Origin of the sequence: Agrococcus jenensis (genome assembly GCF_003752465.1) — a bacterium.
GTDB classification, from domain to species: domain Bacteria; phylum Actinomycetota; class Actinomycetes; order Actinomycetales; family Microbacteriaceae; genus Agrococcus; species Agrococcus jenensis.
On sequence record NZ_RKHJ01000001.1, the window covers coordinates 2,489,793 to 2,515,991 of the forward strand.

The 26,199-nt window shown below is 74.2% G+C and carries 27 protein-coding genes; all 27 read right to left on the bottom strand.

What is annotated here, in order from left to right:
* Positions 1-4 precede the first annotated feature (4 nt).
* Positions 5-844, bottom strand: coding sequence for an ATP phosphoribosyltransferase (gene hisG, locus EDD26_RS12240; RefSeq protein WP_123697962.1), 840 nt, complete (start codon positions 842-844; stop codon positions 5-7).
* A 37-nt stretch (positions 845-881) separates the two neighbouring features.
* On the bottom strand, positions 882-1,145 hold the full coding sequence (locus tag EDD26_RS12245; RefSeq protein WP_123697963.1) for a phosphoribosyl-ATP diphosphatase: 264 nt from the start codon (positions 1,143-1,145) through the stop codon (positions 882-884).
* On the bottom strand, positions 1,142-1,813 hold the full coding sequence (gene rpe / locus EDD26_RS12250) for a ribulose-phosphate 3-epimerase (protein ID WP_123697964.1): 672 nt from the start codon (positions 1,811-1,813) through the stop codon (positions 1,142-1,144). The genes EDD26_RS12245 and rpe overlap by 4 nt, the downstream gene beginning before the upstream one ends.
* Positions 1,814-2,475: 662 nt before the next feature.
* Positions 2,476-3,816, bottom strand: coding sequence for an RsmB/NOP family class I SAM-dependent RNA methyltransferase (locus tag EDD26_RS12255; protein WP_123697965.1), 1,341 nt, complete (start codon positions 3,814-3,816; stop codon positions 2,476-2,478).
* Positions 3,813-4,751 (bottom strand): methionyl-tRNA formyltransferase, encoded by a 939-nt coding sequence (locus EDD26_RS12260; protein ID WP_123697966.1) that lies wholly within the window; start codon positions 4,749-4,751, stop codon positions 3,813-3,815. The genes EDD26_RS12255 and EDD26_RS12260 overlap by 4 nt, the downstream gene beginning before the upstream one ends.
* A gap of 25 nt (positions 4,752-4,776) precedes the next feature.
* Positions 4,777-6,738, bottom strand: coding sequence for a primosomal protein N' family DNA-binding protein (locus tag EDD26_RS12265; protein ID WP_123697967.1), 1,962 nt, complete (start codon positions 6,736-6,738; stop codon positions 4,777-4,779).
* A gap of 20 nt (positions 6,739-6,758) precedes the next feature.
* Entirely contained in the window at positions 6,759-7,946 is a 1,188-nt protein-coding gene (gene metK / locus EDD26_RS12270; RefSeq protein ID WP_123697968.1) for a methionine adenosyltransferase, read from the bottom strand.
* A complete protein-coding gene (gene coaBC / locus EDD26_RS12275; RefSeq protein ID WP_123697969.1) occupies positions 7,943-9,181 on the bottom strand; it encodes a bifunctional phosphopantothenoylcysteine decarboxylase/phosphopantothenate--cysteine ligase CoaBC in 1,239 nt (412 codons plus the stop codon). The genes metK and coaBC overlap by 4 nt, the downstream gene beginning before the upstream one ends.
* On the bottom strand, positions 9,181-9,438 hold the full coding sequence (rpoZ, locus tag EDD26_RS12280) for a DNA-directed RNA polymerase subunit omega (protein WP_123697970.1): 258 nt from the start codon (positions 9,436-9,438) through the stop codon (positions 9,181-9,183). The genes coaBC and rpoZ overlap by 1 nt, the downstream gene beginning before the upstream one ends.
* Positions 9,439-9,560: 122 nt before the next feature.
* Entirely contained in the window at positions 9,561-9,746 is a 186-nt protein-coding gene (locus EDD26_RS12285) for a hypothetical protein (protein WP_123697971.1), read from the bottom strand.
* 3 nt (positions 9,747-9,749) lie between these two features.
* Positions 9,750-9,929: a hypothetical protein gene (locus tag EDD26_RS12290; RefSeq protein WP_123697972.1), complete on the bottom strand. Its 180-nt coding sequence runs from the start codon at positions 9,927-9,929 to the stop codon at positions 9,750-9,752.
* Positions 9,930-10,084: 155 nt separating this feature from the next.
* Positions 10,085-11,005, bottom strand: a complete 921-nt coding sequence (gene gmk / locus EDD26_RS12295; RefSeq protein ID WP_123697973.1) for a guanylate kinase — start codon at positions 11,003-11,005, stop codon at positions 10,085-10,087.
* Positions 11,002-11,811, bottom strand: coding sequence for an orotidine-5'-phosphate decarboxylase (gene pyrF / locus EDD26_RS12300; protein WP_123697974.1), 810 nt, complete (start codon positions 11,809-11,811; stop codon positions 11,002-11,004). The genes gmk and pyrF overlap by 4 nt, the downstream gene beginning before the upstream one ends.
* The gene (gene carB / locus EDD26_RS12305) at positions 11,808-15,092 is read right to left on the bottom strand and encodes a carbamoyl-phosphate synthase large subunit (RefSeq protein ID WP_123697975.1); all 3,285 of its coding nucleotides are present in this window, start codon (positions 15,090-15,092) and stop codon (positions 11,808-11,810) included. Before carB ends, pyrF begins: the two co-directional genes overlap by 4 nt.
* Positions 15,093-16,319, bottom strand: a complete 1,227-nt coding sequence (carA, locus tag EDD26_RS12310; protein WP_123697976.1) for a glutamine-hydrolyzing carbamoyl-phosphate synthase small subunit — start codon at positions 16,317-16,319, stop codon at positions 15,093-15,095.
* Positions 16,316-16,819, bottom strand: coding sequence for a PH-like domain-containing protein (locus tag EDD26_RS12315; RefSeq protein ID WP_123697977.1), 504 nt, complete (start codon positions 16,817-16,819; stop codon positions 16,316-16,318). Before EDD26_RS12315 ends, carA begins: the two co-directional genes overlap by 4 nt.
* Positions 16,816-18,120 carry a dihydroorotase gene (locus EDD26_RS12320; RefSeq protein ID WP_123697978.1) on the bottom strand — a complete coding sequence of 435 codons (1,305 nt, stop codon included), beginning with the start codon at positions 18,118-18,120 and terminating at the stop codon, positions 16,816-16,818. The genes EDD26_RS12315 and EDD26_RS12320 overlap by 4 nt, the downstream gene beginning before the upstream one ends.
* Positions 18,117-19,094 (bottom strand): aspartate carbamoyltransferase catalytic subunit, encoded by a 978-nt coding sequence (locus EDD26_RS12325; protein WP_123697979.1) that lies wholly within the window; start codon positions 19,092-19,094, stop codon positions 18,117-18,119. The genes EDD26_RS12320 and EDD26_RS12325 overlap by 4 nt, the downstream gene beginning before the upstream one ends.
* Positions 19,091-19,669 carry a bifunctional pyr operon transcriptional regulator/uracil phosphoribosyltransferase PyrR gene (gene pyrR / locus EDD26_RS12330; RefSeq protein ID WP_123697980.1) on the bottom strand — a complete coding sequence of 193 codons (579 nt, stop codon included), beginning with the start codon at positions 19,667-19,669 and terminating at the stop codon, positions 19,091-19,093. Before pyrR ends, EDD26_RS12325 begins: the two co-directional genes overlap by 4 nt.
* A gap of 57 nt (positions 19,670-19,726) precedes the next feature.
* A complete protein-coding gene (locus EDD26_RS12335) occupies positions 19,727-20,953 on the bottom strand; it encodes an FAD-dependent oxidoreductase (RefSeq protein ID WP_123697981.1) in 1,227 nt (408 codons plus the stop codon).
* A gap of 75 nt (positions 20,954-21,028) precedes the next feature.
* Positions 21,029-21,448: a transcription antitermination factor NusB gene (gene nusB / locus EDD26_RS12340; protein ID WP_123697982.1), complete on the bottom strand. Its 420-nt coding sequence runs from the start codon at positions 21,446-21,448 to the stop codon at positions 21,029-21,031.
* Position 21,449: 1 nt separating this feature from the next.
* Positions 21,450-22,010: an elongation factor P gene (efp, locus tag EDD26_RS12345; protein ID WP_123697983.1), complete on the bottom strand. Its 561-nt coding sequence runs from the start codon at positions 22,008-22,010 to the stop codon at positions 21,450-21,452.
* 51 nt (positions 22,011-22,061) lie between these two features.
* A complete protein-coding gene (gene aroQ / locus EDD26_RS12350; RefSeq protein WP_123697984.1) occupies positions 22,062-22,496 on the bottom strand; it encodes a type II 3-dehydroquinate dehydratase in 435 nt (144 codons plus the stop codon).
* Between the two features lie 48 nt (positions 22,497-22,544).
* Positions 22,545-22,901, bottom strand: a complete 357-nt coding sequence (locus tag EDD26_RS12355; RefSeq protein WP_123697985.1) for a VOC family protein — start codon at positions 22,899-22,901, stop codon at positions 22,545-22,547.
* Positions 22,902-23,372: 471 nt separating this feature from the next.
* Positions 23,373-24,434 (bottom strand): 3-dehydroquinate synthase, encoded by a 1,062-nt coding sequence (gene aroB / locus EDD26_RS12360; RefSeq protein WP_123697986.1) that lies wholly within the window; start codon positions 24,432-24,434, stop codon positions 23,373-23,375.
* A 19-nt stretch (positions 24,435-24,453) separates the two neighbouring features.
* Complete coding sequence (locus EDD26_RS12365) at positions 24,454-25,014, bottom strand: shikimate kinase (RefSeq protein WP_245989898.1); 561 nt, start codon at positions 25,012-25,014, stop codon at positions 24,454-24,456.
* On the bottom strand, positions 25,011-26,198 hold the full coding sequence (gene aroC / locus EDD26_RS12370) for a chorismate synthase (RefSeq protein ID WP_123697987.1): 1,188 nt from the start codon (positions 26,196-26,198) through the stop codon (positions 25,011-25,013). The genes EDD26_RS12365 and aroC overlap by 4 nt, the downstream gene beginning before the upstream one ends.
* Position 26,199: the final 1 nt, after the last annotated feature.

The following is a 26,199-nucleotide window of genomic DNA, read 5'->3' on the forward strand; positions in this document are numbered from 1 at the left end:
GGCATCAGATGCGCGCGGCGTGGATGCGCGTGACGATGATCGCGCGCGCGCCCACGTCGGCGAGCGCATCCATGATGGCGTTCGTCTCGGCGCGGCGCACCATCACGCGGACGGCCGCCCACTCGGGGTCGTGGAGGGGGCTCACGGTCGCGCTCTCGAAGCCGGAGGCGACGCCGATCGCGGCGTCGAGGCGCGAGCGCTCGATGTCGTAGTCGACGAGCACGAAGTCGCGGGCGACGATCACGCCGTCGAGCCTGCGCTTGAGCGTCCCGAGACCCGGCGCGTCTCGGCCGCTCGTGATGAGCACCGCCTCGCTCGACAGGATCGGGTCGCCGAAGACCTCGAGGCCCTGGGCGCGCAGCGTGGCGCCGGTCTCGACGACATCGGCGACGGCATCCGCGACACCGAGCCGCACCGCGGACTCGACGGCGCCGTCGAGGCGCACGAGCGTCGCCTCGACGCCGAGCGACGCGAGGTGCTGCTCGACGAGCACGGTGTACGACGAAGCGACGCGGGCGCCGGCGAGGTCCTGCACCGACCCGAAGCGGCCGGCCTGACCGGCGAAGCGGAACGTCGAGCGCGCGAAGCCGAGCCCCTGCACCTCGGTCGCGGGCGAGCCCGAGTCGAGCAGCAGGTCGCGGCCGGTGATGCCGACGTCGAGGGCACCGGAGCCCACGTAGGTGGCGATGTCGCGCGGGCGGAGGTAGAAGAACTCGACCTCGTTGCGCGCGTCGACGGAGATGAGCTCCTTCGCGTCGCGGCGGCCGCGGTAGCCGGCCTCCTCGAGCATCCAGGCGGCCGTCTCGGCGAGCGAGCCCTTGTTGGGCACGGCGATCTTCAGCATGGCTTCCTCAGGTCTCTGACGGGTGTGGGGATGCGCGTCAGAGATGTCGGTAGACGTCCTGCAGGGTGATGCCCTTCGCCAGCATGAGCACCTGCAGGTGGTACAGCAGCTGCGAGATCTCGAGCGCCGCGTCCTCGTCGGTCTCGTGCTCCGCCGCCATCCAGACCTCGGCGGCCTCCTCGACGATCTTCTTGCCGATCTCGTGCACGCCGGCGTCGACGGCCGCGACGGTGCCGGATCCCTCACGGCGCTCGGCGAGGGTGCGCTCGAGCTCCCCGTACAGCTCGTCGAAGGTCTTCACCGCTCCAGGCTACCGGGCTGGAGCATGCCCGCCTCCCGCAGCGCGTCGATGCGCGCGGCCGGATCGGCGTGCCCGTAGACGGCCGAGCCTGCGACGAAGACGTCGGCGCCCGCGGCCGCCGCGATGGGCAGCGTGTCGTCGGTGATGCCGCCGTCGACCTGCAGCGCGAGCTCGATGCCGAGCTCGTCGGCGCGGTCGCGGAGCTGCCGCAGCTTGGGCATCATGTCGGCCATGAAGGCCTGGCCTCCGAAGCCGGGCTCGACGGTCATGACGAGCACCATGTCGAACTCGGGCAGGTGCTCGAGGACCCGGTCGATGTGCGTGCCGGGCTTCACGGCGATCGCCGAGCGCGTGCCGCGGGCGCGCAGCTCGCGCGCGATCGCGACGGCGTCGCGGGTGGCCTCCGCGTGGAACGTGACGGAGTCGACGCCGTCGATCGCGTACTGGTGGGCCCACGTGTCGGGGTCGTCGATCATCAGGTGCACGTCGAGCGGCAGCCGCGTCACCTCGGCGATGCGCTGCACCATCGGCAGCCCGAACGTGAGGTTCGGGACGAAGTGCGCATCCATGATGTCGACGTGCACGCCGTCGGCCGTCGCGATCTTCTCGAGGTCGCGCTCGAGGTTCACGAAGTCGGCCGACAGGATGCTGGGGTGGATCCTGACCATGGGTCCAGCCTAGCCGCGGGGGCGGGTGGGGGCGGTCGAGGGGGGTGCGGGGGCGTCGGGGCGTGTGGTGGGCGTCGCTGGGGTGGTCGGTGCCGACGGTGGCGGTTGCCGGGTGGTCGGTGCGTGCGGGGGTCGTTGCGCTTCGGTCCGCGGTTGCGGTGGTCGTTGCGCTTCGGTGCGGAGCTGCGGTGGTCGTTGCGCTTCGGTCCGCAGCTGCGGTGGTCGTTGCGCTTCGGCGGGGATGGGAAGCCTTGACGGGAGCGGGGTGGCCGGGTCGGGCGCTCGGGGGTCGTCTCGCAGGCGGTTCGCCTAGGAGTTGCACGGAAGTGTCGCTCTGGAGGGGTCGGAACCGCAGATCGGTGCAAGTCCCGCCCGGACGCGCGGCGGCTCGGCGGAAAGGGGTACCGACGTGCCGCCTCGGGCGGGGTTCGAGCAGCACATCGGTACCCATTTCGCCCCGCTCCACACGAGGCGCACCCAAAGCGCGCTCACGTGGGGGGGGGCATCCGCAACTGGTACCGATCTGCGGGTCTGGGCCGTTCGCACCCGCAGATCCGTGCAACTTCTAGCTGGTGAGTCTCGAGTTGGGCGAATCGCGGGGCACGCTCGGTCATCCCTGCGTCTTTTCACCCCCAGCAGCGGGACCCCGAACCCCGCGGCACCTACTTCGTCGTCAGCAGCTGCACGAACATCGCATCGGTGCCGTTGCGGTGCGGCCACAGCTGCACAGCGTCGCCCGTCTCGCCCAGCTCGATGCCGGGCGACAGCTCGCGCACGACCGCGCGGGTGTCGACGGGCACGAGGCCGAGCGCCGCCGCGCGATCGACGACCGCGCGGGTCTCCGCGAGGTGGGGTGAGCAGGTGACGTAGGCGACGAGGCCGCCCGGCGCGACGGCGCGCGCCGCGGCCTCGAGCAGCTCGACCTGCAGCGCGGCGAGCTCGGGCACGTCGGTCGGCTGCTTGCGCCAGCGCGCCTCCGGGCGGCGGCGCAGCGCGCCGAGCCCCGTGCAGGGCGCATCGAGCAGCACGCGGTCGAACGCGCCCGCCGTCTCGCCGCGGCCGTAGCGCCGGCCGTCGCCGGTCACGACGTCGGGGCGGGGCTGGATGCCCCGCACGGCCTCGCGCACGAGTCGAGCGCGGTGCGGCAGCAGCTCGTTCGCCTCGAGGGTGGCGCCGGCCGCCGCGGCCTCCGCAGCCATGAGGGCCGCCTTGCCGCCGGGCCCGGCGCACAGGTCGAGCCACCGCTCCCCCGCCTGCACCGGCCGCGCACGCGTCAGCGCGAGCGCCGCGAGCTGCGAGCCCGCATCCTGCACGCGCCAGCTGCCGTCGGCGACCTGCGGCAGCCGCGCCGGATCCCCTGGCGGCGCGACGCGGCCGATCGGGCTCGCCGTCTCGGCGCCGTCGACGGCGTCCGGGTCGGCGATGCCCGGCAACGCGACGAGCTGCACGGCGGGCGGGTCGTTGTCCGCCGCGAGCAGCGCGCCCAGCTCGTCGCCGGCCCCCTCGCGGTCGAGCGTGCGCCGCAGCGCCCGCAGCACCCACGCCGGGTGGGCGGTCTCGAGCGCGAGCCGGTCGTCGTCCGAGGCGTCCGCCGTGAGGCGCGCGAGCCGCTCCTCGGCCGGCACCTCCGAGAGCCGGCGCAGCACCGCGTTCGCGAAGCCGGCCCTCCCCCGGTGGGATCCCAGCAGCGCGACCGTCTCGTGCACCGCCGCGTGCACGGGGGTCCGCATGCGGCTGAGCTGGTGCGAGCCGATGCGCAGGGTCGCGAGCGTCGTCGGGTCGATCGCGTCGATCGACCGGCCGGCCGCATCGGCGATGAGCGCGTCGTGCTGCCCCTGCCAGCGCAGCGTGCCGTAGGCGAGCTCGGTGGCGAAGCCGGCGTCGGCGGGGGTCAGCCCGGCCTCGCGGATGCGCGCGGGCAGCAGCAGGTTGGCGTAGGCGTCGTCGCGGGCGACGGCCAGCACCACGTCGCGCGCGACCTCGCGTGCGCTCGCGCCGCTCATGCCGCTGCTCCCGGCTCGAAGGTCGCACTGCCTCCGCGGCCGCGCAGCCAGTCGGCGCCAGACATGGGCCGCTTGCCGGCCGGCTGCACCTCGATGAGCTCGAGCGGCGCGCTGCCGGTGCCGACGACCGCCGTGCGGCCCGCGAGCAGCGCGTGCCCCGGCTCGATCGGCTCGGCGCCCGAGCGGGCGAGCGCGAGCAGCTTCACGCGCTCGCCCTCGCCGCGCTCGTCGAGCACCGTCGCGTGCGCGCCCGGCTCCGGCGTCACGCCCCGCCAGCGCGCGAGCACCGCCGGTGCGGTCGCGGTGAGGTCGAGCGCCCCGTCGGCGAGCGCCAGCTTCGGCGCGAAGGTCGGCGCGCCGGACTGCGGCTCGAACGTCGCGGTGCCGTCGGCGATCGCGTCGACGGCGGCGACGAGCTCGTCGGCGCCGAGCGCCGCGAGCTGCTCGAGCAGCGCGCCGGCGGTCGCGCCCTCCGGGATCGCCGCCTCGCGCATCCGCACGACGGGGCCGGCGTCGAGCTCTGGGACGAGCCGGAAGACGCTCACGCCCGTGATGCCCCGGCCGTCGATGAGCGCGCGCTGCACGGGCGCGGCGCCGCGGTAGTCGGGCAGCAGCGAGAAGTGCAGGTTGATCCAGCCGTGCGGCGGTGCCGACAGCAGCGGCTCGCGCACGAGGCCGCCGTAGGCGACCACGACGGCGAGCTCGGGCGCGAGCGCCGTGATCGCGGCCGTGGCATCCGCGTCGAGCCGGTTCGCCTCCAGCACGGGGATGCCGAGCGCCGCCGCGGCCGCCGCGACAGGTGTCGGTGTGAGGATGCGCTTGCGCCCCTGCGGTGACGCCGCCCTCGTGACGACGGCGACAACCTCGTGGGCCCGCGCGAGCGCCTCGAGGCTCGGGACGGCGGCGGCGGGGCTGCCGGCGAAGACGATGCGCATGGTTCCTCTCGGAGGGGCTGGGGGCTCAGAGCCCGTCGAAGGGCTCAGGATCATCCAACCGGATGCGGAGCCTCGCGGGCGCGCCCGGACGCCGCGGCCGCGACGCGGCGGTGAGCACGCGGGCGCGCACGATGCCGGCGACGCGCGGGCCGTCGCCGTACGCGAACCGCACGATCGCGCGCTGCACCTCGTCGCCGGGCCGTGCGCGGTCGTCGCTCGCGACGGCGACGGGCCCGAGCACGTCGAGGTGCTCGCTCCCCTCGAGGGCCTCGAGGGCCTCGGCGACCGCGTCGGGCGTGCCGACGACGGATGCGGTGCGCACCGCGGGCGGGAAGCGCAGCTGCCGCCGCTCGGCGAGCTCGGCCTTCGCGAAGGGCACCGTCGTGTCGCCCGTGAGCGCCGCGGCCGCCGGCCCGACGACCCCCGCGAGCACGACCGTGGCGCCCTCCGCGGCAAGCGCGCGCGCCGCGGCCCACTGCCGGACGGCCTCCTCCGCGACCCGCAGGCCCTCGTGCGCGAGGAGCGCGTCGCCGTCGAGCAGCACGACGGCGCCGTAGCCGCCGTCGGCGACGGGCTCGGCCCCGCGGGTCGCGACGACGATGCGCGGACGCGCGTCGACCGTCAGCCGCTCGTGCGCGCCGTCGGCGACGACCACCGGCACGCCGGGGAACGCGCGGCCGAGCTCCTCCGCGATGCGGCTGGAGCCGCGGCCGACGGGCACGAGCCGCTGGCCGTCGCACGAGGGGCATCGCCAGCCCGCGGCGAGCCGGCCGCAGAGCCGGCACGCGGGCGCGGCGCCCCGGGAGCGCTGGCCGAGCGGGCCGCCGCACGCGGTGCAGCGGCCGCGGGCGCCGCAGTCCGCGCAGCGCAGGCCCGGTGCGTGGCCGGGGCGGCCGACCTGCACGAGCACCGGTCTCGACGTCAGCGCATCGCGCGCCGCGGCGAATGCCGAGGCGGGCACGCGCCGGCCGTCGTCGGCGAGGGCCGCCGGCAGCACGCGCACGCGCTGCGCGCCCAGCCGCTCGTGCTCGAGGTGGCCGAGCTCGACGAGCCGCTCCGCGTCGGTCGAGCGCGCGTGCCCGGCGATGACGAGCGCGCAGCCCGACTGCCCCTGCCGCACGAGCGCGGCGTCGCGCGCATGCACCCAGGGCGAGAGCGGCTCGGCGAGCAGCGGATCGCCGTCCTCCCAGACGGCGAGCAGGCCGAGGCGCGCGGCCGGCGCGTAGACGGCCGAGCGGGGACCGATGATCGCGACCGGCTCGTCGTCGATGCACCGCAGGAAGCCGCGGTAGCGCTCCGGGTTCTTCTGCCGGGCATCGAGCTCGACGACGCGCTCGACGCCGACCACGGCCTCGAGCGCGAGCCGCAGCTGGCGCTGCTCGCGGTGGTCGGGCACCACGAGGATCGCCTGCTCGCCGCGCTCGAGCGCCTGCCTGGCGAGCGCGGCGAGCGCGATGGCCCAGCGCCCGATCCACGCGGTGCCCTCGGCCGTCTCGACGGCGGCGACGCCGCCCGCGCACTCGAGGGCGATGCGGCGACGCGCCTCGACGAGCCCGGGCAGCACCGCGGCTGTCTCCAGCACCTCGGGCAGCGGGGGCGGCGGGGGCGGCGGCGCAGCGTCGCCCGCGCGCGACTCGAGCCAGGCCTTCTCGACGCGGGCCTGCCGGCCGGGGATCGCGACGCGCAGCACGTCGGCCGCGCCGCCCGCGGCGCGATCCGCGACCGCGCGGGCGAGCGCCCACACCTCCGGCCGCAGCACCGGCACCGGGGAGACGAGCTTCTCGATGTCGGCGACCTCGCCCTCCCAGGCGCGTGCATCCGCCACCTCGACGACGTAGCCCGCGGTCATCCGGTCACCGCGCAGCGGCACGCGCACCCGCACGCCGGGCTCCACGCCCTCGAGACCCGGCGGCACGCGGTACTCGAACAGCCGGTCGAGCTGCGGCAGGCGCGAGTCGACGACGACCCGGGCGAACCGCTCGCCCACCGGCGCCCCGGGCAAGGGGGTCAGAGCCCCGCGGCGGCGCGCAGGTCGTCGACGCGGTCGAGCCGCTCCCAGGTGAAGTCGGGCAGCTCCCGGCCGAAGTGGCCGTACGCCGCGGTCTGGCGGTACTTGGGCTTGCGCAGGTCGAGGTCGCGCACGATCGCGCCGGGGCGCAGGTCGAAGACCTCCTGGATCGCCGCCTGGATCGTCGCGTCGTCGACGGTGCCGGTGCCGAAGGTCTCGACGTAGAGGCCGACGGGCTGCGCCATGCCGATCGCGTACGCGGCCTGCACCTCGAGGCGCGATGCGAGGCCCGCGGCGACGGCGTTCTTCGCCACCCAGCGGAGCGCGTAGGCGGCGGACCGGTCGACCTTCGACGGGTCCTTGCCGCTGAACGCGCCACCGCCGTGGCGGGCGGCGCCGCCGTACGTGTCGACGATGATCTTGCGACCGGTGAGGCCCGCGTCGCCCTTCGGTCCGCCGGTGAGGAACGAGCCCGAGGGGTTGACGATCGCGCGCATGCCGCTCGCGTCGAGGCCGAGCCGGGCGACGACGGGGTCGATGACGTGCTCGATGACGGCGGCGCGGATGTCGGCGTCGGTGACGCCGGGCGCGTGCTGGGTCGAGACGAGCACCGTGTCGACGCTCACGGGGCGGAAGCCGTCGTAGCCGATCGTCACCTGCGTCTTGCCGTCGGGGCGCAGCCACGGGATCTCGCCGCTGCGGCGCACGGCGGCGAGCCGCTCGGCGAGCCGGTGCGCGGCCCACGCGGTCGCGGGCATGTACGTGGGCGTCTCGTCGGTCGCGAAGCCGAACATGATCCCCTGGTCGCCGGCGCCGTCGCGGTCGAGCGGGTCGACGGAGCCGTCGCGCGCCTCGACCGCGGTGTCGACGCCGGTGGCGATCTCGGGCGACTGCTCGCCGATCGAGACGGTGACGCCGCACGAGTTGCCGTCGAACGACACCTCGCTCGAGTCGTACCCGATGTCGACGATGACCTTGCGCGCGACCGACGCGATGTCGACGTAGCCGGTCGTGCGCACCTCGCCGGCGACGTGCACGAGACCCGTGGTGACGAGCGTCTCGACGGCGACGCGCGCCTCGGTGTCCTGCGTCAGCATGGCGTCGAGCACCGCGTCGGAGATCTGGTCGGAGATCTTGTCGGGGTGGCCCTCGGTGACGGACTCGGACGTGAACAGCCGCAGGCTCACTGATGCTCCTCGGATGGGGATGCGGGGGCGGGGATGCCGGACGCGGGTCGCGCGGCGATGCGCTCGGCGACCGCGTCGATGATCGCGCGGGCCACTGACGCCTTGCTGCCGCTCGCGTCGGCGACGACGCCAGAGCCGTCGAGCACGCGCACGCGCGTGTCGACGTGGCCGAAGCCCTCGGCGTGGCCGACGCGGTTGACGACGAGCAGGTCGGCGCCCTTGCGGGCGAGCTTGTCGCGGCCGCGCTGCACGAGCGCGTCGTCGTCGGCCTCGGTCTCGGCGGCGAAGCCGACGACGAGGGTCGAGCGCTCGCGGTGCGCGAGCTCGGCGAGGATGTCGGGGTTGAGCGCGAGGGTCAGCGTCGGGCGCTCGCCCCACGACTCCTTCGTGCGCTTCGCGTCGGAGACGTCGTCGACGCGGTAGTCGGCGACCGCGGCCGCCATCACGACGATGTCGGCGTCGGCGCGCTCGAGCATCCGCTCGCGCAGTTGCGCGGTCGTCTCGACGACGACGGTCTCGACGCCGCGGGGCGCGGGCACGTCGAGGTTCGCGCCGACGAGGGTGACGGCGGCGCCCGCGTCGCGGGCGGCCTCGGCGATCGCGACGCCCATGGCGCCGCTCGAGCGGTTGCCGAGGAAGCGCACGGGGTCGATCGGCTCGCGGGTGCCGCCGGCCGAGACGACGAGCGTGCGGCCGGCGAGGGCGCCGGAGCCTGTGACGCGCGCGAGCGCGGCCGCGACGACCTCGGAGGGCTCGGCCATGCGCCCGAGGCCGGTGTCGCCGCCGGTCAGCTCGCCGGCGACCGGGCCGACGATGGTGACGCCTCGCTCGGTGAGGGTGCGCACGTTCGCCTGCGTGGCGGGCTGCTCCCACATCTCGGTGTGCATCGCGGGGGCGAGCACGAGCGGCGCGCGGGAGGCGAGCACGGTGGTGCCGAGCAGGTCGTCGGCGAGACCGGTCGCGAGCTTCGCGAGCGTGTTCGCGGTCGCCGGCAGCACCACGATCAGGTCGGCCGACTGGCCGAGCGCCACGTGGCGCACGGCCGCGACGTCGTCGAAGACCTCGTCGGAGACGGGATTCCGGCTCAGCGCCTCGAGCGTGGGACGCCCGATGAAGCGCAGGGCCGACGCGGTCGGCACGACGTGCACGTCGTGCCCCGCCTGCACGAGCTCGCGGATGGCGAGCGCTGCCTTGTATGCGGCGATACCGCCGGAGATCCCGACGACGACGCGCATCAGGCCTCGGTGACCTCGTCGTGGGTGAGGCTCAGCTTGTCGGCGTGGATCTCGTGGAGCGCGACCGAGAGCGGCTTGTCCTCGATCGTCGCATCGACGAGCGGGCCGACGTTGTCGAACATCGAGCCCTCGTGGATGTCGGTGTAGTAGTCGTTGATCTGGCGCGCGCGCTTGGACGCGAAGATGACCAGCTGGTACTTCGAGTCGACCTTGTCGAGCAGCTCGTCGATCGGCGGGTTGATGATGCCCTTGGCCATGGGTGCCTCCTGCAGACTCTTGGCGGGTGCGGGTTCGCGCCCGCGAAGCTCGTGCGCCGGTGGGCGCAAGAGTCCATCCTACCGCGTGGCGGAGGCTTCCGGCGGGAGGCGCCGGATGCGCGTCAGACCATGGGCTCGGCCTGCACCGGGGGCCGCTGCGGCTCGCGCGCCTCCCGCGACCGCCGCGCGGTCGCGAACGCCCTGCCGCAGCCCTTGCCGACGAGCCAGCACGCCAGCGCGAGCATCTGCACGATGAGCACGACCGCCAGCACGATCGCCAGGACGCGGATGTCGAGCGCGTGGTCCACGGCTCAGCCCCTGTGCAGCGGGATCGCCATGCGCTGCGCTCCCCCGCGCCCGAACGCGACGAGGTACGCGCGCTCGTCGAGCATCTTGCCCGCGCCGCGGTGCGACACCGCGGGTGCCGACGGCGCCGGCTCCTGCGGCCGGTCGTCGCGCTGCCGCGACATGGTGACGGTGGAGCTCTCCATGGCGTCCTCTTCCGCATCGAGCCGGCATCCGCCGGCGACGCGTGCTCCGAGGTCTGGAGAGCACTGGTTGTACCCCAATTGTCCACAGGGAGCGGATGAAGTCAAGGGCGACTCGCGCGCGCGAGGCCGGTCACCACCGGCGCCGCGCGGAGGGCTCAGTGGCCGGAGCGGGTGCGCGCTGCGCCGTCGTCCGCCTCGGCGGCGAGGATGCGCTCCACGACCTGGTGCGCGGCCTCGGCCACGTCGGCGTTGACGATGGTGGCGTCGAACTCCGGCTGGCTCGCGAGCTCGACCTTGGCGGTCTCGAGCCGGCGCTCGCGCTCGGACGCGGTCTCGGTGCCCCGGCCGACGAGCCTGCGCACGAGCTCGTCCCACGACGGCGGCGCCAGGAACAGCAGCACGGCATCCGGGAACGACTCGCGCACCTGCCTCGCGCCCTGCAGGTCGATCTCGAGCAGCACCGAGCTGCCCTCGTCGAGCGCGGCCTGCACGCTCGAGCGCGGGGTGCCGTAGCGCGACTGGTTGTGCACCGTCGCCCACTCGAGGAACTCGCGCTCCTCGATCATGCGGTCGAAGTCGGCGTCGGACACGAACGCGTAGTGCACCCCGTCGATCTCGCCCGGGCGGGCGGCGCGCGTCGTCGCGCTCACCGACTGGCGGATCTGCGGGAAGTGCTCGCGCACGTACTGGGCGACCGTGCCCTTGCCGACGGCGGTCGGCCCGGCGAGCACGATGAGACGGGGGCGACGCGAGGGATCCACGTCGTCAAGCCAACCGCGAACCCGCTCGCGCTGCAAATTGCCCAGCGCGCCGAGCCGCTTGCCGGTCGCGATGCCGAGGTCGGCCATGAGCCGCTCGACCCGGGTGGGGCCGAAGCCGCGCAGGCTCGCTGCGTACTCCGAGAAGCGCAGCAGCGCCTCGGGGCTGCCCGGCTCCTGCCAGGCGCGCTCGGCGACGTCGCGCGGGCCGCGCTGGCCCGCGCCGAGCGCGCGCTTCACGGCCGCGCGGGCCCGGCGCGCCTCGATGGCGGCACGGCCCGCGGCGGCCGGATCGGGCATCGCGGCGCCCGCCGTCATCGCGGGAGCGCTGCGGTGGCCGCGTCGATCGCGGCGGCGATCCCGTCCGGGCCCGCCTGCAGGATGCTGCGGGAGGCGCTCGCGAGCACGAGCGCGTCGTCGGGGAACAGCGCGCGGAGGTCCTCGAGCCGGGCACCCTGCGCCCCGAACCCGGGCGCGAGCACGGGGGTCGCGGCATCCATCGCGCCGAGCCCGAACGCGGCGCGGTCGACCGTCGCCCCGATCACGAGGCCGTGGCCCGCGCCGGTGGAGGCGCTGCGCTCGGCGACCGCGTCGGCCACGGCCGCGGCGATCGTGCGGCCGTCCGGCAGGCGGGCGAGCTGGACGGCGGCCGCCTCCGGGTTCGAGGTCGCGGCGAGCACGATGAGCGCCTTGTCCGCGCGCTCCGCCGCGTCGAAGAGCCCGTCGAGCGCGCCGACGCCGAGGTACGGGCTCACCGTGAGCGCGTCGGCCTCGAGCGGCGAGCCGGGCGCGAGCCAGGCTGCGGCGTAGCCGAGGTTCGTCGACCCGATGTCGCCGCGCTTGGCGTCGGCGATGACCACGAGCCCCGCATCGCGGGCGTCGGCGAGCACGCGCTCGAGCGCCGCGATGCCGGGCGACCCGAGCGCCTCGAAGAGCGCGACCTGCGGCTTGACGACGCCCGCCCGGCCCGCGGCAGCGGCGACGACCGCGCGGCCGAGGCGCTCGGCCTGCGCGACCGGCGCTCCCCCGCCCCACGCGTCGAGCAGGCCGGGGTGCGGGTCGATGCCGACGCACAGCGGACCGTGCGCGGCGACGGACGCCGTCAGGCGCGCGAGGAACGTCATCCGGCCCGCCGCGCGTGGTACTCCTGCAGGCTCGTCACCTCGTACGGCTCGCGCGACGCCTCGATCGCCGCGACCGCGGCCCCGAGCTGCGAGACGGTCGTGAAGAGCGCCTTGTCGGCCGCGACCGTGGCCGCGCGGATCTCGTAGCCGTCGGCGCGGGCGATGCCACCGGTCGGGGTGTTGATGATGATGTCGATCTCACCGGCGTCGATGAGGTCGACGATCGACGGCTCGTCGCCGGCCTCCGAGTGCTTGCGCACCGTCTCGACGCGGATGCCGTTGCGCGCGAGCACCTCGGCGGTGCCGATCGTCGCGACGATCCGGAAGCCGAGCTGCTGGAGGCGGTGCACGGGCAGCACGGCCTGCCGCTTGTCGCGGTCGGAGAGCGAGACGAAGACGGTGCCCGAGGTGGGGAGCCCTCCGTAGGCGGCGGACTGGCTCTTCGCGAACGCGGTCGGGAAGTCGCGGTCGATGCCCATCACCTCGCCGGTCGAGCGCATCTCCGGCCCGAGCAGCGAGTCGACGACGTGGCCCTCGGCCGTGCGGAAGCGCCGGAACGGCAGCACGGCCTCCTTGACGGCCACGGGCGCGTCGATGGGCAGGATCGTGCCGTCCTGCTCGGGCAGCATGCCCTCGGCGCGCAGCTCGGCGATCGTGGCACCGGCGAGCACGCGGGCGTTCGCCTTCGCGATCGGGGTGCCGAGCGCCTTCGCCACGAACGGCACCGTTCGGCTCGCCCGCGGGTTCGCCTCGATGACGTGGAGCACGCCCGCGGCGTACGCGAACTGCACGTTGATCGGTCCGCGCACGTCGAGCCCCTGCGCGATGCGCAGGGTGGCGTCGCGGATCTCGAGCAGCTGCGCGCGGCCGAGGCCGACGGGCGGCAGCGTGCACGACGAGTCGCCGGAGTGGATGCCCGCCTCCTCGATGTGCTCGAGGATGCCGCCGACGTAGAGCTCCTCGCCGTCGTAGATCGCGTCGACGTCGATCTCCACGGCGTCGTCGAGGAAGTGGTCGACGAGCAGCGGCCGGTCCGGGCCCACGATCCCGTGCGAGGCGATGCGGTCGAAGTACCCGTGCAGGCTCGCGGTGTCGTAGATGATCTCCATGCCGCGGCCGCCGAGCACGAACGACGGGCGCACGAGCACCGGGTAGCCGATGCCCTCGGCGATCGCGACCGCCTGGTCCTCCGTCGTCGCCGTGCCGTTGCGGGGCGCGACGAGGCCGGCGTCGTCGAGGATGCGCTGGAACAGCCCGCGCTCCTCGGCCGCGTCGATCGCGTCCGGGGTGGTGCCGAGGATCGGCACGCCCGCGGCCTCGAGCCCGCGCGCGAGGCCCAGCGGCGTCTGCCCGCCGAGCTGCACGATCACGCCGACGAGCTCGCCGTCGCCGCGCTCGGCGTGCACGATCTCGAGCACGTCCTCGAGCGTGAGCGGCTCGAAGTAGAGCCGGTCGCTCGTGTCGTAGTCGGTCGAGACGGTCTCGGGGTTGCAGTTGACCATGATCGTCTCGAAGCCGGCGTCGGCGAGCGCGAACGACGCGTGCACGCACGAGTAGTCGAACTCGATGCCCTGGCCGATGCGGTTCGGGCCGGAGCCGAGGATGATCACCTTGCGGCGGTCGGACGGCACGACCTCGGTCTCGAGGTCGTAGCTCGAGTAGTGGTACGGCGTCACGGCAGGGAACTCCCCCGCGCACGTGTCGACGGTCTTGAAGACCGGCCGGACGTCGGCGGCCCAGCGCGCCTCGCGCACCTCGGCCTCGGTCGTGCCGCGCAGCTGCGCGATCTGCGCGTCCGAGAAGCCGTGCTCCTTCGCGCGCCGCAGCAGCGGCTCGTCGAGCTCGCCGGCGTCGTTCCCGGCGCGCACCTCGTCGGCGACCTCGTTGATGAGGACCATCTGGTCGAGGAACCACGGGTCGATGCCGGTCGCCGCGTGCGCCTGCTCGATCGTCGCACCGGCGCGGAGCGCCTGCTGCAGCGTCACGATGCGGCCGTCGGTCGGCACGCTCGCCAGCTCGAGGAGCGCCGCGGCGTCGCCGGGCTCGCCCTCCCAGTGGAACGAGGAGCCGCGCTTCTCGAGCGAGCGGAGCGCCTTCTGCAGCGCCTGCGCGTACGTGCGGCCCATGGCCATGGCCTCGCCGACCGACTTCATGGTCGTCGTGAGGGTGGCATCCGCCGCCGGGAACTTCTCGAAGTTGAAGCGCGGCACCTTCACGACGACGTAGTCGAGCGCGGGCTCGAACGACGCGGGCGTGACCTTCGTGATGTCGTTGGGGATCTCGTCGAGCCGGTAGCCGAGCGCGAGCTTCGCCGCGATCTTGGCGATCGGGAAGCCGGTCGCCTTCGAGGCGAGCGCCGACGAGCGCGAGACGCGCGGGTTCATCTCGATGACGATGATGCGGCCGGTCGCGGGGTCGACGGCGAACTGGATGTTGCAGCCGCCGGTGTCGACGCCCACGCGCCGGATGATGTCGATGCCGATGTCGCGGAGCCGCTGGTACTCGCGGTCGGTGAGCGTGAGCGCCGGCGCGACGGTGATGGAGTCGCCGGTGTGCACGCCGACCGCGTCGACGTTCTCGATCGAGCAGACGACGACCGTGTTGTCGGCCGTGTCGCGCATGAGCTCGAGCTCGTACTCCTTCCACCCGAGGATCGACTCCTCGAGCAGCACCTCGCCGATCGTCGACGAGTGGATGCCGTCGCCCACGAAGCGGCGGAGCTCCTTCTCGTCGTGCGCGAAGCCGGAGCCGAGGCCGCCCATCGTGAACGACGGGCGCACGACGACCGGGTAGCCGAACTCGTCGGCGAAGGCGAGGGCGTCGTCGACGGACTTCGCGATGACGCTCGAGGCCACGTCGGCGCCGGCGTCGAGCACGAGCTGCTTGAACAGCATCCGGTCCTCGCCGCGCTGGATGGCGTCGACCTTCGCGCCGATGAGCTCGACGCCGTGGCGCTCGAGGATGCCCTGCTCGTGCAGCGCGATCGCGGCGTTGAGCGCCGTCTGGCCGCCGAGCGTCGGCAGGATCGCGTCGGGGCGCTCCTTGATGATGATCGTCTCGATCACCTCGGGCGTGATCGGCTCGATGTAGGTGGCGTCGGCGAAGTCGGGGTCGGTCATGATCGTCGCCGGGTTCGAGTTCACCAGGATGACGCGGACGCCCTCCTCGCGCAGCACGCGGCACGCCTGGGTGCCGGAGTAGTCGAACTCGGCGGCCTGGCCGATGACGATCGGCCCGGAGCCGATGACGAGGACGGAGCGGATGTCGTCGCGCTTGGGCATTCAGGCGTCCTTCTGCGAGTCGGTGGCGTCGGTCGTGCGGCCGGTGGCGGCCTCCACGACGGCATCGGTGGTGGTGTCGGCGCCGGTCGGCTGCGCACCGGCGCGGTGGGCGACGACCAGCTCGCGGAACCGCGCGAAGAGGTGGCGGGCGTCGTTGGGACCGGCGGCGGCCTCCGGGTGGTACTGGACGCTGAACGCGGGGATGTCGAGCGCGCGCAGGCCCTCGACCACCTGGTCGTTGAGCGAGTAGTGGCTCACCTCGACCCGGCCGAAGCCGGCCGGGCTCGAGAGCTCCTCGTGCAGCGGCGCGTCGACCGCGAAGCCGTGGTTCTGGCTCGTGATCTCGACCCTGCCGGTCGCGGTGTCGAGCACCGGCTGGTTGATGCCGCGGTGGCCGAAGGGCAGCTTGTAGGTGCCGAAGCCGAGCGCGCGGCCGAGCAGCTGGTTGCCGAAGCAGATGCCGAAGAACGGCAGGTCCTCGCGCAGCAGTCCCTGCAGCAGCGCGACCTGCTGGTCGCTCGCGGCCGGGTCGCCGGGGCCGTTCGAGTAGAACGCGGCGATCGGGCGGTGCGCGAGCACCTCCTCGAGGGTCGCGCTCTGCGGCAGCACGACGAGGTCGAACCCCTCCTCCTGCAGGAAGCGCAGCGTCGACGCCTTCACGCCGAGGTCGAGCACCGCGAGCGTGCCGAGCGACTCGCCGACCGCGGGCAGCGTGTACGCCTCCGTCGTCGAGACGAGCTCGGCGAGGCTGCGGCCCGCCATCTGGGGGCTCTCGCGCACCGCCGCGACCATCGCGTCGTCGTCGACGAGCGCGGCGCCCGAGAAGACGCCCGCGCGCATGGCGCCCGCGTCGCGCAGGCGGCGGGTGATCGCCCGCGTGTCGACGCCGGCGATCCCGACGATGCCGTCGCGCTCGAGCTGCTCGCCCAGGCTGCCCTCGGAGCGCCAGTTCGACACCACGCGGCTCGCGGCGCGCACGACGTAGCCGGCGGGCCAGGCCCTGCGCGACTCGGCGTCCTCGGCGTTCACGCCGGTGTTGCCGATGTGCGGCGACGTCTGCACGACGATCTGCCCCGCGTAGGAGGGGTCGGTGAGGGTCTCCTGGTAGCCGGTCATGCCGGTCGCGAAGACGGCCTCGCCGAGGGCGGTGCCCTCGGCGCCGTAGGCGGTGCCGCGGTAGATGGTGCCGTCCTCGAGGACGAGGGCGGCGGGCGTCGGGGTGCTCATGTGGTGGTTCCTTCCCCAGGTGTCTGCGTGCGGATGGGGGCGAGGCCGGCGAGCGCGTCGAACGCCTCGCGGTCGTCGCCGATGATGCGGAGGTAGGTGTCGACGTCGGCGCCGAGCCGGTGGGCGATCACGATGATCCCGCCTGGCTCGACGACGCGATCGATGGTCCAGGTGGCACGCTCGACCGCGCGGATGCGGTCGGCCGGGATGCGCACCTCAGTGCGGTCGGCGACGAGCTGCACGCCGTCCGCGTCGATGGCGAGCTGCGTGCGGCCGCGGAAGCCGAGGCCGTGGGCGAAGATGCGGTCGTACGGGTCGCCCGCTCGCGTGGTCGCGACGTAGAGCGCCTCGACGACGAGCGTCGGCACCGCCTGGACCCACGGCTGCGGCGCCTCGATGTCGCGCTGCCGGCGCCGGCGCCCGAGCACGCCGAGCACCGCGAGGGCGGCGAGCAGGGCCACGAACCCGGCGCACAGGAGCGCGAAGAGCTCCTTGGTCATCGGTTCGCGCCCTCGGTCGCGACGCCCACGCGGCCGTCCGCGACCGTGCGCACGCCGCCGTGCCACACGTGCAGGACGCGGCCGGGCAGCTCGACCCCGAGGAACGGCGAGTTCGTGGAGCGGCCGTGCAGGCGGTCGACGTCGATGACGCTGCGGGCGTCGGGGTCGACGAGCACGACGTGCGCGGGCGACCCGACCTCGAGCGGCGCGTCGTAGCCGGGCTCGCTGCCGATCGCGGCGGGCGCCGTCGACATGACGCGCGCGACGCCGGCCCAGTCGAGGAGCCCCGTCTCGACCATCGCCTGCTGCACCACGCCGAGCGCGGTCTCGAGCCCGACCATGCCGAACGCGGCATCCGCGAACGCCGTCTGCTTGGCCTCCGGCGCGTGCGGTGCGTGGTCGGTCGCGACGATGTCGATCGTGCCGTCGGCGAGCGCCTCCCGGAGCGCGAGCACGTCGCGCTCGGCCCGCAGCGGCGGGTTGACCTTGAAGCGGCCGTCGTAGGAGCGCACGAGCTCCTCGGTGAGCAGCAGGTGGTGCGGCGTGACCTCGGCGGTGAGCTGGATGCCGCGTGCCTTCGCCGCGCGCACGACCTCGACGGTCTCGACCGTCGACACGTGGCAGACGTGCAGGCGCGCGCCGGCGACCTCGGCGAGCATCGCGTCGCGCGCGACGATCGACGCCTCGGCGACCGAGGGCCAGCCGGTGAGGCCGAGCTCCGCGGCGAGCGGGCTCTCGTGCATCACCGAGCCGCGCGTCAGGTGCGGGTCCTGCGCGTGCTGGGCGACGACGCCGCCGAGCGACGCCGCGTGCTCGAGCGCGCGGCGCATGAGCTCGGCGTCGGCGACGCACTTCCCGTCGTCGCTGAAGACGGTCACCCGAGCGGCGCTCTGCGCCAGCATCGTCATGTCGGCGAGCCGCTCGCCCGCGAGACCGACGGTGACGGCCCCGATGGGCCGCACGGTCGCGAGGCCGGCCTGCAGGCCGAGGCGGTGCACCTGCTCGACGACCGCGGGGGTGTCGGCGACCGGGTTCGTGTTCGCCATCGCGAACACGCACGTGTAGCCGCCGGCTGCGGCGGCGCGCACGCCGCTCGCGACGGTCTCCGCCTGCTCGCCACCGGGCTGCCGCAGGTGCGTGTGCAGGTCGACGAGGCCCGGGAGGGCGATGAGGCCGGTCGCGTCGACGACCTCGGCGGTGGCGCGGTCGACGGTCGCGGGGTCGACGAGCACGCCGCCCTCGATCGCGAGGTCGCGGCGCTCGCCGCCCAGCACGGATGCGTTCTGCAGCAGCGTCGTCATCGGAGGCCTCCGTCGTTCGCGGGTCGGTGGTCGGCGGCGTGGTCCGACGCGAGGAGCGAGTACAGCACCGCCATGCGCACGGAGACGCCGGCGGTGACCTGCGCGAGCACGGTCGAGGCGTCGCCGTCGGCCGCGCGGCTCGAGAGCTCGAGCCCGCGGTTCATGGGGCCGGGGTGCATGATCGCGGCGTCGCCGAGGCGCGCGAGGCGCTCGTCGGTGAGCGACCAGCCGGTGATGTACTCGCCGACGCTCGGCGCCACCTTCCCGGCCTGCCGCTCGAGCTGCACGCGCAGCAGCATGAGCGCGTCCGGCCGCTCGTCGATGACGGCGTCGAGGCTCGTCTCGGCGCGCAGACCGAGCCGGGTGCCGTCGGCGGCCGGGACCGGCAGGAATGCCGCGGGGCCGACGAGCGTGACCTCGGCGCCGAGCGCCGGCAGCAGCAGGGCGTTCGAGCGCGCGACGCGGGAGTGGGCGATGTCGCCGACGATCGCGATGCGCACGCCGTCGAGCCCCTTGCCGCGGGCGGCACGCCCGTGGATCCGGCGGCGGAGCGCGAAGGCGTCGAGGAGCGCCTGCGTCGGGTGCTCGTGGGTGCCGTCGCCGGCGTTGATGACGGGCTTGCCGATCCAGTCGGCGAGCAGCGCGGGCGCGCCGGAGGCGCCGGAGCGCACGACCACGCCGTCGACGCCCATCGCGGCGATCGTGAGGCCCGTGTCGCGGAGCGACTCGCCCTTCGACGCGCTCGAGCCCTTGCCCGAGACGTTGATGACATCGGCTGAGAGCCACTTGCCGGCGATCTCGAACGACGAGCGCGTGCGGGTGGAGTCCTCGAAGAACAGGTTCACGACCGTGCGGCCGCGCAGCGCCGGGAGCTTCTTGAGCTCCCGGTCCTGGATCTGGTGCATGTCCTCGGCGAGGTCGAGCAGCCCGATGGCCTCGTCGCGCGGCATCGCCGCCGTCAGCAGGTGCTTCACGCGGCACCCCCGTCGCCGGTCTCGGTCGACCCGGTCGCGGACTCGATCGTCACGCCGTCGCGGCCGTCGACCTCCTCGAGCAGGATCGAGACGTGCTCGGTGCGGGCGCTCGGCAGGTTCTTGCCCACCGAGTCGGCGCGGATCGGCAGCTCCCGGTGACCGCGGTCGACGAGCACCGCGAGCCGCACGGCGCGCGGCCGGCCGAGATCGGCGAGCGCGTCGAGGGCTGCCCGGATGGTGCGGCCGGAGTAGAGCACGTCGTCGACGAGCACCACGACGCGTTCGTCGATGCCGTCGAGCGGGATGCGCGTGGGGTGCGACGCGCGCGTCGGACGACCGCGCAGGTCGTCGCGGTGCATCGTCACGTCGAGCGCGCCGACGCGGGCCGAGAAGTCGATGCCCGTGATGCCGGTGAGGCGATCGGCGAGCCGCTGCGCGAGGTGGGCGCCGCGGGTGGGGATGCCCAGCAGCACGAGGTCGTCGGGTCCCTGGTTCGCCTCGAGGATCTCGTGGGCGATGCGCGTCAGGGCCCTGGCGATCTCGTCGGGGCCGAGCACGGTGCGCGGTGCAGTCACGGGGACTCCCTTCTCCGCCTCACAGGACGGGCTTCAAGGTTGTCTGATGACTCCACCCTACCGCGTCGACGGGTGCCGCTCGGGGGTCGAGGGGGCGTCGACGTGCTCGGGGCGCAGGCCCATGCCGATGAACCGGCCCATCGCGTGCCGGAGCGCCGGCAGCCGCTGCACGACCCGGAGCGGCAGCGGTACCGGCACCGCCGCGCCCGGTTCCGCGATGCGCACGAGCACGGTCTCGAGCCGCCGCTGGAAGGCCTGCGTCGCCCGGGCGGGCGGCTCCCGCCGACGCTGGATGCGCTGCAGCAGCGCCTCGGTCGGCCGCCCGCTCGCGAGCCCCGGTGCGAGCGCGTTCGCCGCGGCGACCGCGTCCTGGATCGCGAGGTTGACGCCCACGCCGCCCGCGGGCGACATCGCATGCGCTGCGTCGCCGATCGCGAGCAGCCCGTCGCGATGCCAGCGCTCGAGCCGGTCGATGCGCACCTGCAGCACGCGCACGTCCCAGGCTCCGAGGCGCGCCACCCGCTCGGCGAAGCTGGGCTCGAGGGCCGCCACCCGCCGGCGGAGCGCGGCGAGCGACGCATCATCGCCCGTCCACGCGCCGCGGCGGACGATGTGCGCCGCCTGGAAGAAGTGGCCGCGGTCGATCGAGAGCAGCGCGCCGTCGCCGATCTGCATGAACGGCACCCGCTCCCCCTCGGTCCGCGGCAGCCGGAACCAGAGCACGTCGATCGCGCTGGGCGGACCCACCGGCTCGAGCCCGGCATCGTCGCGGAGGGCGGAGTCGCGGCCGTCGGCGAGCACCGTGAGCCTCGCCCGCACCTCGACCGGGCCGTCGGGGCCATCGGCGAGCACGCCCGCGATGCGGCCGCCGTCGCGCAGCAGCGCCCGGCCGGTGTGGCGCATCCGCACGTCGAAGCCGGGCAGCGCGCGCCCGGCGTCGGCGAGCAGGTCGAGGAAGTCCCACTGCGGCATGAACGTGATGCAGCGCCGCGCCGTCGGGAGCCGCGTGAAGTCGGCCAGCACGAGCCGGTGCCCCGAGAAGCGCATCGACACCTGCGGCATGTCGGCGTGCGGCAGGGCGAGGAAGCGGTCGAGCAGCCCGATCTCGTGCAGCACCTGCTGCGTCGAGGGGTGGATCGTGTCGCCCCGGAAGTCGCGGAGGAAGTCGCCGTGCTGCTCGAGCACGACGACGCGCACGCCGCGGCGGGCGAGCAGCAGGGCCAGCATCAGTCCCGCGGGCCCGCCGCCGACGATCGCGCAGTCCGTCTCGAGGCGCTCGCTCACGCCCCCAGCGTGGTCGCGCGACGCGCGCCGCGCCAGAGCCGCCCGGAGCGGCGTCCGCCCCGGGCGACGGCAGCGCTACGTGCGCGCGGCTGCGATCTTGCCGAGCACGCCGTTGATGAAGGCGCCGGAGCGCTCGGTCGAGAGCTCGTTGGCGATGTGCACGGCCTCCGAGATCACGACGCTCGCCGGGGCGGTCTCGTGCTCGAGCTCCCAGACGCCGACGCGCAGGATCGCGAGGTCCGTGCGCGGCATGCGGTCGATCGGCCAGTTCGCGCTCGACGAGGCGATCAGCTCGTCGACGCCCTCGAGCTCGTCCGACACGCCCGCGACGATCTCGCGGGCGAAGGGGAACCATCCGTGGGTCGCCCAGCCGAGCCGGTCGGCGGTGTCGCGGAGCACCGTCTCGGGCGCCTCGTCCCGCGCCTGCGCCGAGTAGAGCACCTCGACGGCGTGCTTGCGCGCCTTCCGCCGGGCGGGGTAGGTCTCCTCGCCCACGTCAGCTGATGCGGCCGAGGTAGCTGCCGTCGCGCGTGTCGACCTTGACCCGCGTGCCCTGCTCGACGAACAGCGGCACCTGGATCTCGGCGCCGGTCTCGACCGTGGCGGCCTTCGTGCCGGCGCTCGAGCGGTCGCCCTGCAGGCCGGGCTCGGTGTAGGTGATCTCGAGCACGACGGATGCGGGCAGCTCGACCTGCAGCGCCTCGCCCTCGTGCATCGAGATGGTCGCGGTGCCGTTCTCGAGCAGGTACTTCGCGCCGTCGCCGACGATGTCGGCCGGGACGGGCAGCTGCTCGTACGTGTCGTTGTCCATGAACACGAAGTCGGTGCCGTCGTTGTACAGGAACTGGTAGTCGCGGCGGTCGACGGTGGCGAACTCCACCTTCGTGCCGGCGTTGAAGGTCTTGTCGACGAGCTTCTGGCTGCGCGCGTTGCGGAGCTTCGTGCGCACGAAGGCGCCGCCCTTGCCGGGCTTGACGTGCTGGAACTCGACGACGCTCCAGAGCTGGCCGTCGAGGTTGAGCACCGCGCCGTTCTTGATGTCGTTGGTCGTTGCCATGCGTGTTCCGTTCCGTGATCGTCGCGGCCCTCATCGGGCCGACAGATGATCCTACCGGGCGATGATCGCCGACGCGGCCAGGCGGTAGCCGTCGAGCCCGAACCCGGCGATGACGCCGGTCGCGACGGCGGACACGACGGACGTGTGCCGGAACGCCTCCCGCGCGTGCGGGTTCGAGATGTGCACCTCGACGAGCGGCGCCACGCCCTGCAGCTGCGCGCACGCGTCCCGCAGCGCGTAGGAGTAGTGCGTGAAGGCCGCGGGGTTGAGGATCACCGGCGTGCGGGCGTCGACGGCCTCGTGGATCCAGCCGACCAGCTCCGCCTCGTCATCCGTCTGCCGCACGTCGGCCTCGATCGGCGCGTCCGCGGTGCCGGCGGACGCGACGAGCGGCGCGATGTCGGCGAGCGTCGCGGTGCCGTACACGTCGGGCTCGCGCGTGCCGAGGCGGCCGAGGTTGGGTCCGTTGAGGACGAGGATGCGCATGCCGCCATCCTGCCGCATGGTCGCCGGCGCACGGCGCCGCGCGGCTCGCTACATCTCGCCCTCAAAGAGGCCGATGCTGTTGCCGTCCGGGTCGGTGAACACCGCCCACCAGCTCGTCGGCGAGATCTCTCCCTTCGGGAGCGTGACGGTGCCGCCGAGCTCCTCGACCTTCGCGAGGGCCTCGTCGATCGAGTCGACCTCGATCACCGAGCGCGGCTGCGTGAAGCCGTCCTCGCGTGCCGTGAGCGCGCCGCCGGAGACGCCGTTGGGCGCCTGCCACATCGGGTAGCCCTCATAGCCCTCGGACTCGGTGATCTGCCAGCCGAACACGGCGCCGTAGAAGCGCGTCGCCTGCGCCATGTCGGTGACCGGGATCTCGAGATGGGTGATGTCGCCATGTGCCATGGCTGGGAGTCTGCACCGCGCGCGGCCGCGCCGCCAGCCCTCCCGTCGCAGCGCCGGCCCCCGCGCCGCCCGCTGAGCGGTCACTCCCACCCCCGAGTGGTCACTCCCACCCCCGAGTGGTCACTCCCGCCCCCGAGTGGTCACGTCTGCCCCTGACTGGTCACACCCGCCGCTGAGTGGTCACACCCGCCGCTGAGTGGTCAGTCGGGATGCGCGCTCGGCCGTGCACTGGGAAGCGACCTCGCGGGGCAGCGGGCATCCAGACGCGAAGGAACTTGTACGCGCGGAAGTGACCGTTCACGCGTGTCCCTGACCACTCAAGCGCTGGAGTGACCGCTCACGCGCTGGAGAGACCACTCACGCGCTGGAGTGACCACTCACGCGCGAGAGCGACCACTCACGCGCGGGAGTGACCACTCCGCGTGCGGCGATGGCCGCTGCGTGCGGGGATGGCGGCGGTCGGCGCTGGGGTCAGTCGGCGAGCGACTGGTACGCCATGAACAGCAGGCTGTCGTCCGGGCCCTCGAGGATGCGGGGCCGCGCGACGTCGTCGAGCACGACGAAGCGCAGCATCGAGCCGCGCGTCTTCTTGTCCTTGCGCATCGTGCCGAGCACCGTCTGCCACCGGCCGACCGGGTAGGTCGTCGGCAGCTCGAGCGACTCGAGCACCGCTCGGTGCCGGTCGACGACCGACTCCGGCAGGCGCCCCGCCAGCCGCGAGAGCTCGGCCGCGAAGACCATGCCGATCGCGACGGCCGCGCCGTGCCGCCAGCGGTAGCGCTCCGTGTGCTCGATGGCGTGGCCGAGCGTGTGCCCGTAGTTGAGGAACTCGCGCTCGCCGTGCTCGCGGAAGTCGTTCGCCACCACGCGCGCCTTGACCTCGATCGCGCGGGCGATCGCCTCCTGGAACTCCGGCGTCGACGGGTCGGTCGTCGCATCGAGCGAGCCCTCGAGCAGCTCGAGGATCCGCGGATCGGCGATGAAACCGGCCTTCACGACCTCTGCGAAGCCCGTCAGCAGCTCGTTGCGCGGCAGCGAGTCGACGAGCTCCAGGTCGGCGACGACCGTCGTCGGGTGGTGGAACGCCCCGACGAGGTTCTTGCCCTGCTCGGTGTTGATGCCGGTCTTGCCCCCGACGGCGGCGTCGACGATGCCGAGCACGCTGGTCGGCGCCTGGATCACGCGCACGCCTCGCAGCCACGTCGCGGCGACGAAGCCCGCGAGGTCGGTGACCGCGCCGCCGCCGAGCCCGACGACCGCGTCGGTGCGGGTGAACTCCGCCTGCCCCATGATCTGCCAGAGGAACTGCGCGACCTCGATGCGCTTCGCCGCCTCCGCGTCGGGCACCTCCGCGAGCAGCACCTCGACGTCGAGCTCCGCCTTGAGGTGCTCCGCGATGCGGCTCATCGCCGGCTGGTGCACGACGAGCAGCCGCGTCGCGTCGCCGAGCGACTCGCGGATGCGGTCGACCAGGATGCCCCTGCCGACGTGGACGTCGTAGGGCGCCTCGGTCTCGACGCGGATGGTGGTCATGCGCTCCCCCTCTGGAGTGTCACAGCCCGCGCTCCGCGAGCCAGGCCTCGAGCCGGTCGACCAGCTGGGCCATCGGCGTCCTCGACGAGTCGACGACGGTGTCCGCGAGCTCGCGGTAGATCGGGTCCCGCTCTGCCGCGATGCGCCGCCACGACGCGATGCCGTCGGCGACGAGCGGCCGGCCGCCGCCGCTGATGCGCCGCTCGGCGGTCTGCTCGTCGACGGTGACGAGGACGACCGTCGCGTGCGCGAGCAGCGCGCGAGTGTGCTCGTCGAGCACGGCGCCGCCGCCCAGCGCGACGACCGCACCGGGCACGAGCGCGCGCCGCACGGCATCCGCCTCCCAGCGCCGGAAGGCGGGCTCGCCGTGCTTGGCGAACAGCTCGGGGATCGGCCCGTGCTCGAGCACGACCAGCCGGTCGGTGTCGGCGAAGGTGCGACCCAAGCGGGCGGCGAGCTTGCGGCCGAGCGACGACTTGCCCGCCGCCATCGGCCCGATGAGCGCGATCGGCGGCACGGTGCCCGCCTCGTCGCCCGGGCGCGGACCGGCGCCGGCCTCGCCCGACCGGTCGGCGGTCACGAGGTGGTGCGCAGCTGCTCGGGGATCGCGGCGAGGTAGGCGTCGAGGTTCCTGCGCGTCTCGGCGACCGAGTCGCCGCCGAACTTCTCGACCATCGCGTCGGCGAGCACGAGCGCGACCATCGCCTCGGCGACGACGCCGGCAGCGGGCACGGCGCACACGTCGCTGCGCTGGTGGTGCGCCTGGGCGGCCTCGCCGGTCGACACGTCGACGGTGCGCAGCGCGCGCGGCACCGTCGCGATCGGCTTCATGCCGGCGCGCACGCGGAGCGGGTCGCCGGTGGTCATGCCGCCCTCGATGCCGCCCGCCCTGCCGGTCTCGCGGTGCACGCCGCCCTCGCCGACGATGAGCTCGTCGTGCGCGACGCTCCCCCGCCGTCGGGTGGTCTCGAAGCCGTCGCCGACCTCGACGCCCTTGATGGCCTGGATGCTCATGAGCGCCTGGGCGAGCCGGCCGTCGAGCCTGCGGTCCCAGTGCACGTAGGAGCCGAGCCCCGGCGGCAGGCCGTACGCGAGCACCTCGACGATGCCGCCGAGCGTGTCGCCGGCGCGGCGCGCATCCTCGACCTCCGCGAGCATCGCGGCGCTCGTCGCGGCGTCGAAGCAGCGCAGCTCGTCGGCGTCGAGCAGGTCGACGTCGTCGGGCGCGGGCAGCGCTGCGCCGTCGGGCACGCGCACCGGCCCGATCGAGAGCGTGTGGCTCACGAGCCGCACGCCCAGCTCGCCGAGGAAGGCGCGGGCGACGGCACCGAGCGCGACGCGGGCCGCGGTCTCGCGGGCGCTCGCGCGCTCGAGCACCGGGCGCGCCTCGTCGAAGCCGTGCTTCTGCATGCCGACGAGGTCGGCGTGGCCGGGACGCGGGCGGGTGAGCTTCGCGGCGCGGGCGCCGGTGAGCTCCTCCTCGAGCGGCGCGGCGCCCATGACCTCGGTCCACTTCGGCCACTCGGTGTTGCCGATGCGGAGGGCGATCGGGCCGCCCTGGGTGCTGCCGTGGCGAACGCCGCCGGAGATCGACAGCGCGTCCTGCTCGAACTTCATCCGGGCGCCGCGACCGGCGCCGAGCTTGCGGCGCTGCAGGTCTGCCTGGATCTGCTCCGCGGTGATGGGCACGCCCGCGGGCAGCCCCTCGAGGAGGGCGAGCAGTTCGGGGCCGTGGGATTCCCCGGCGGTGAGCCAGCGCAGCATG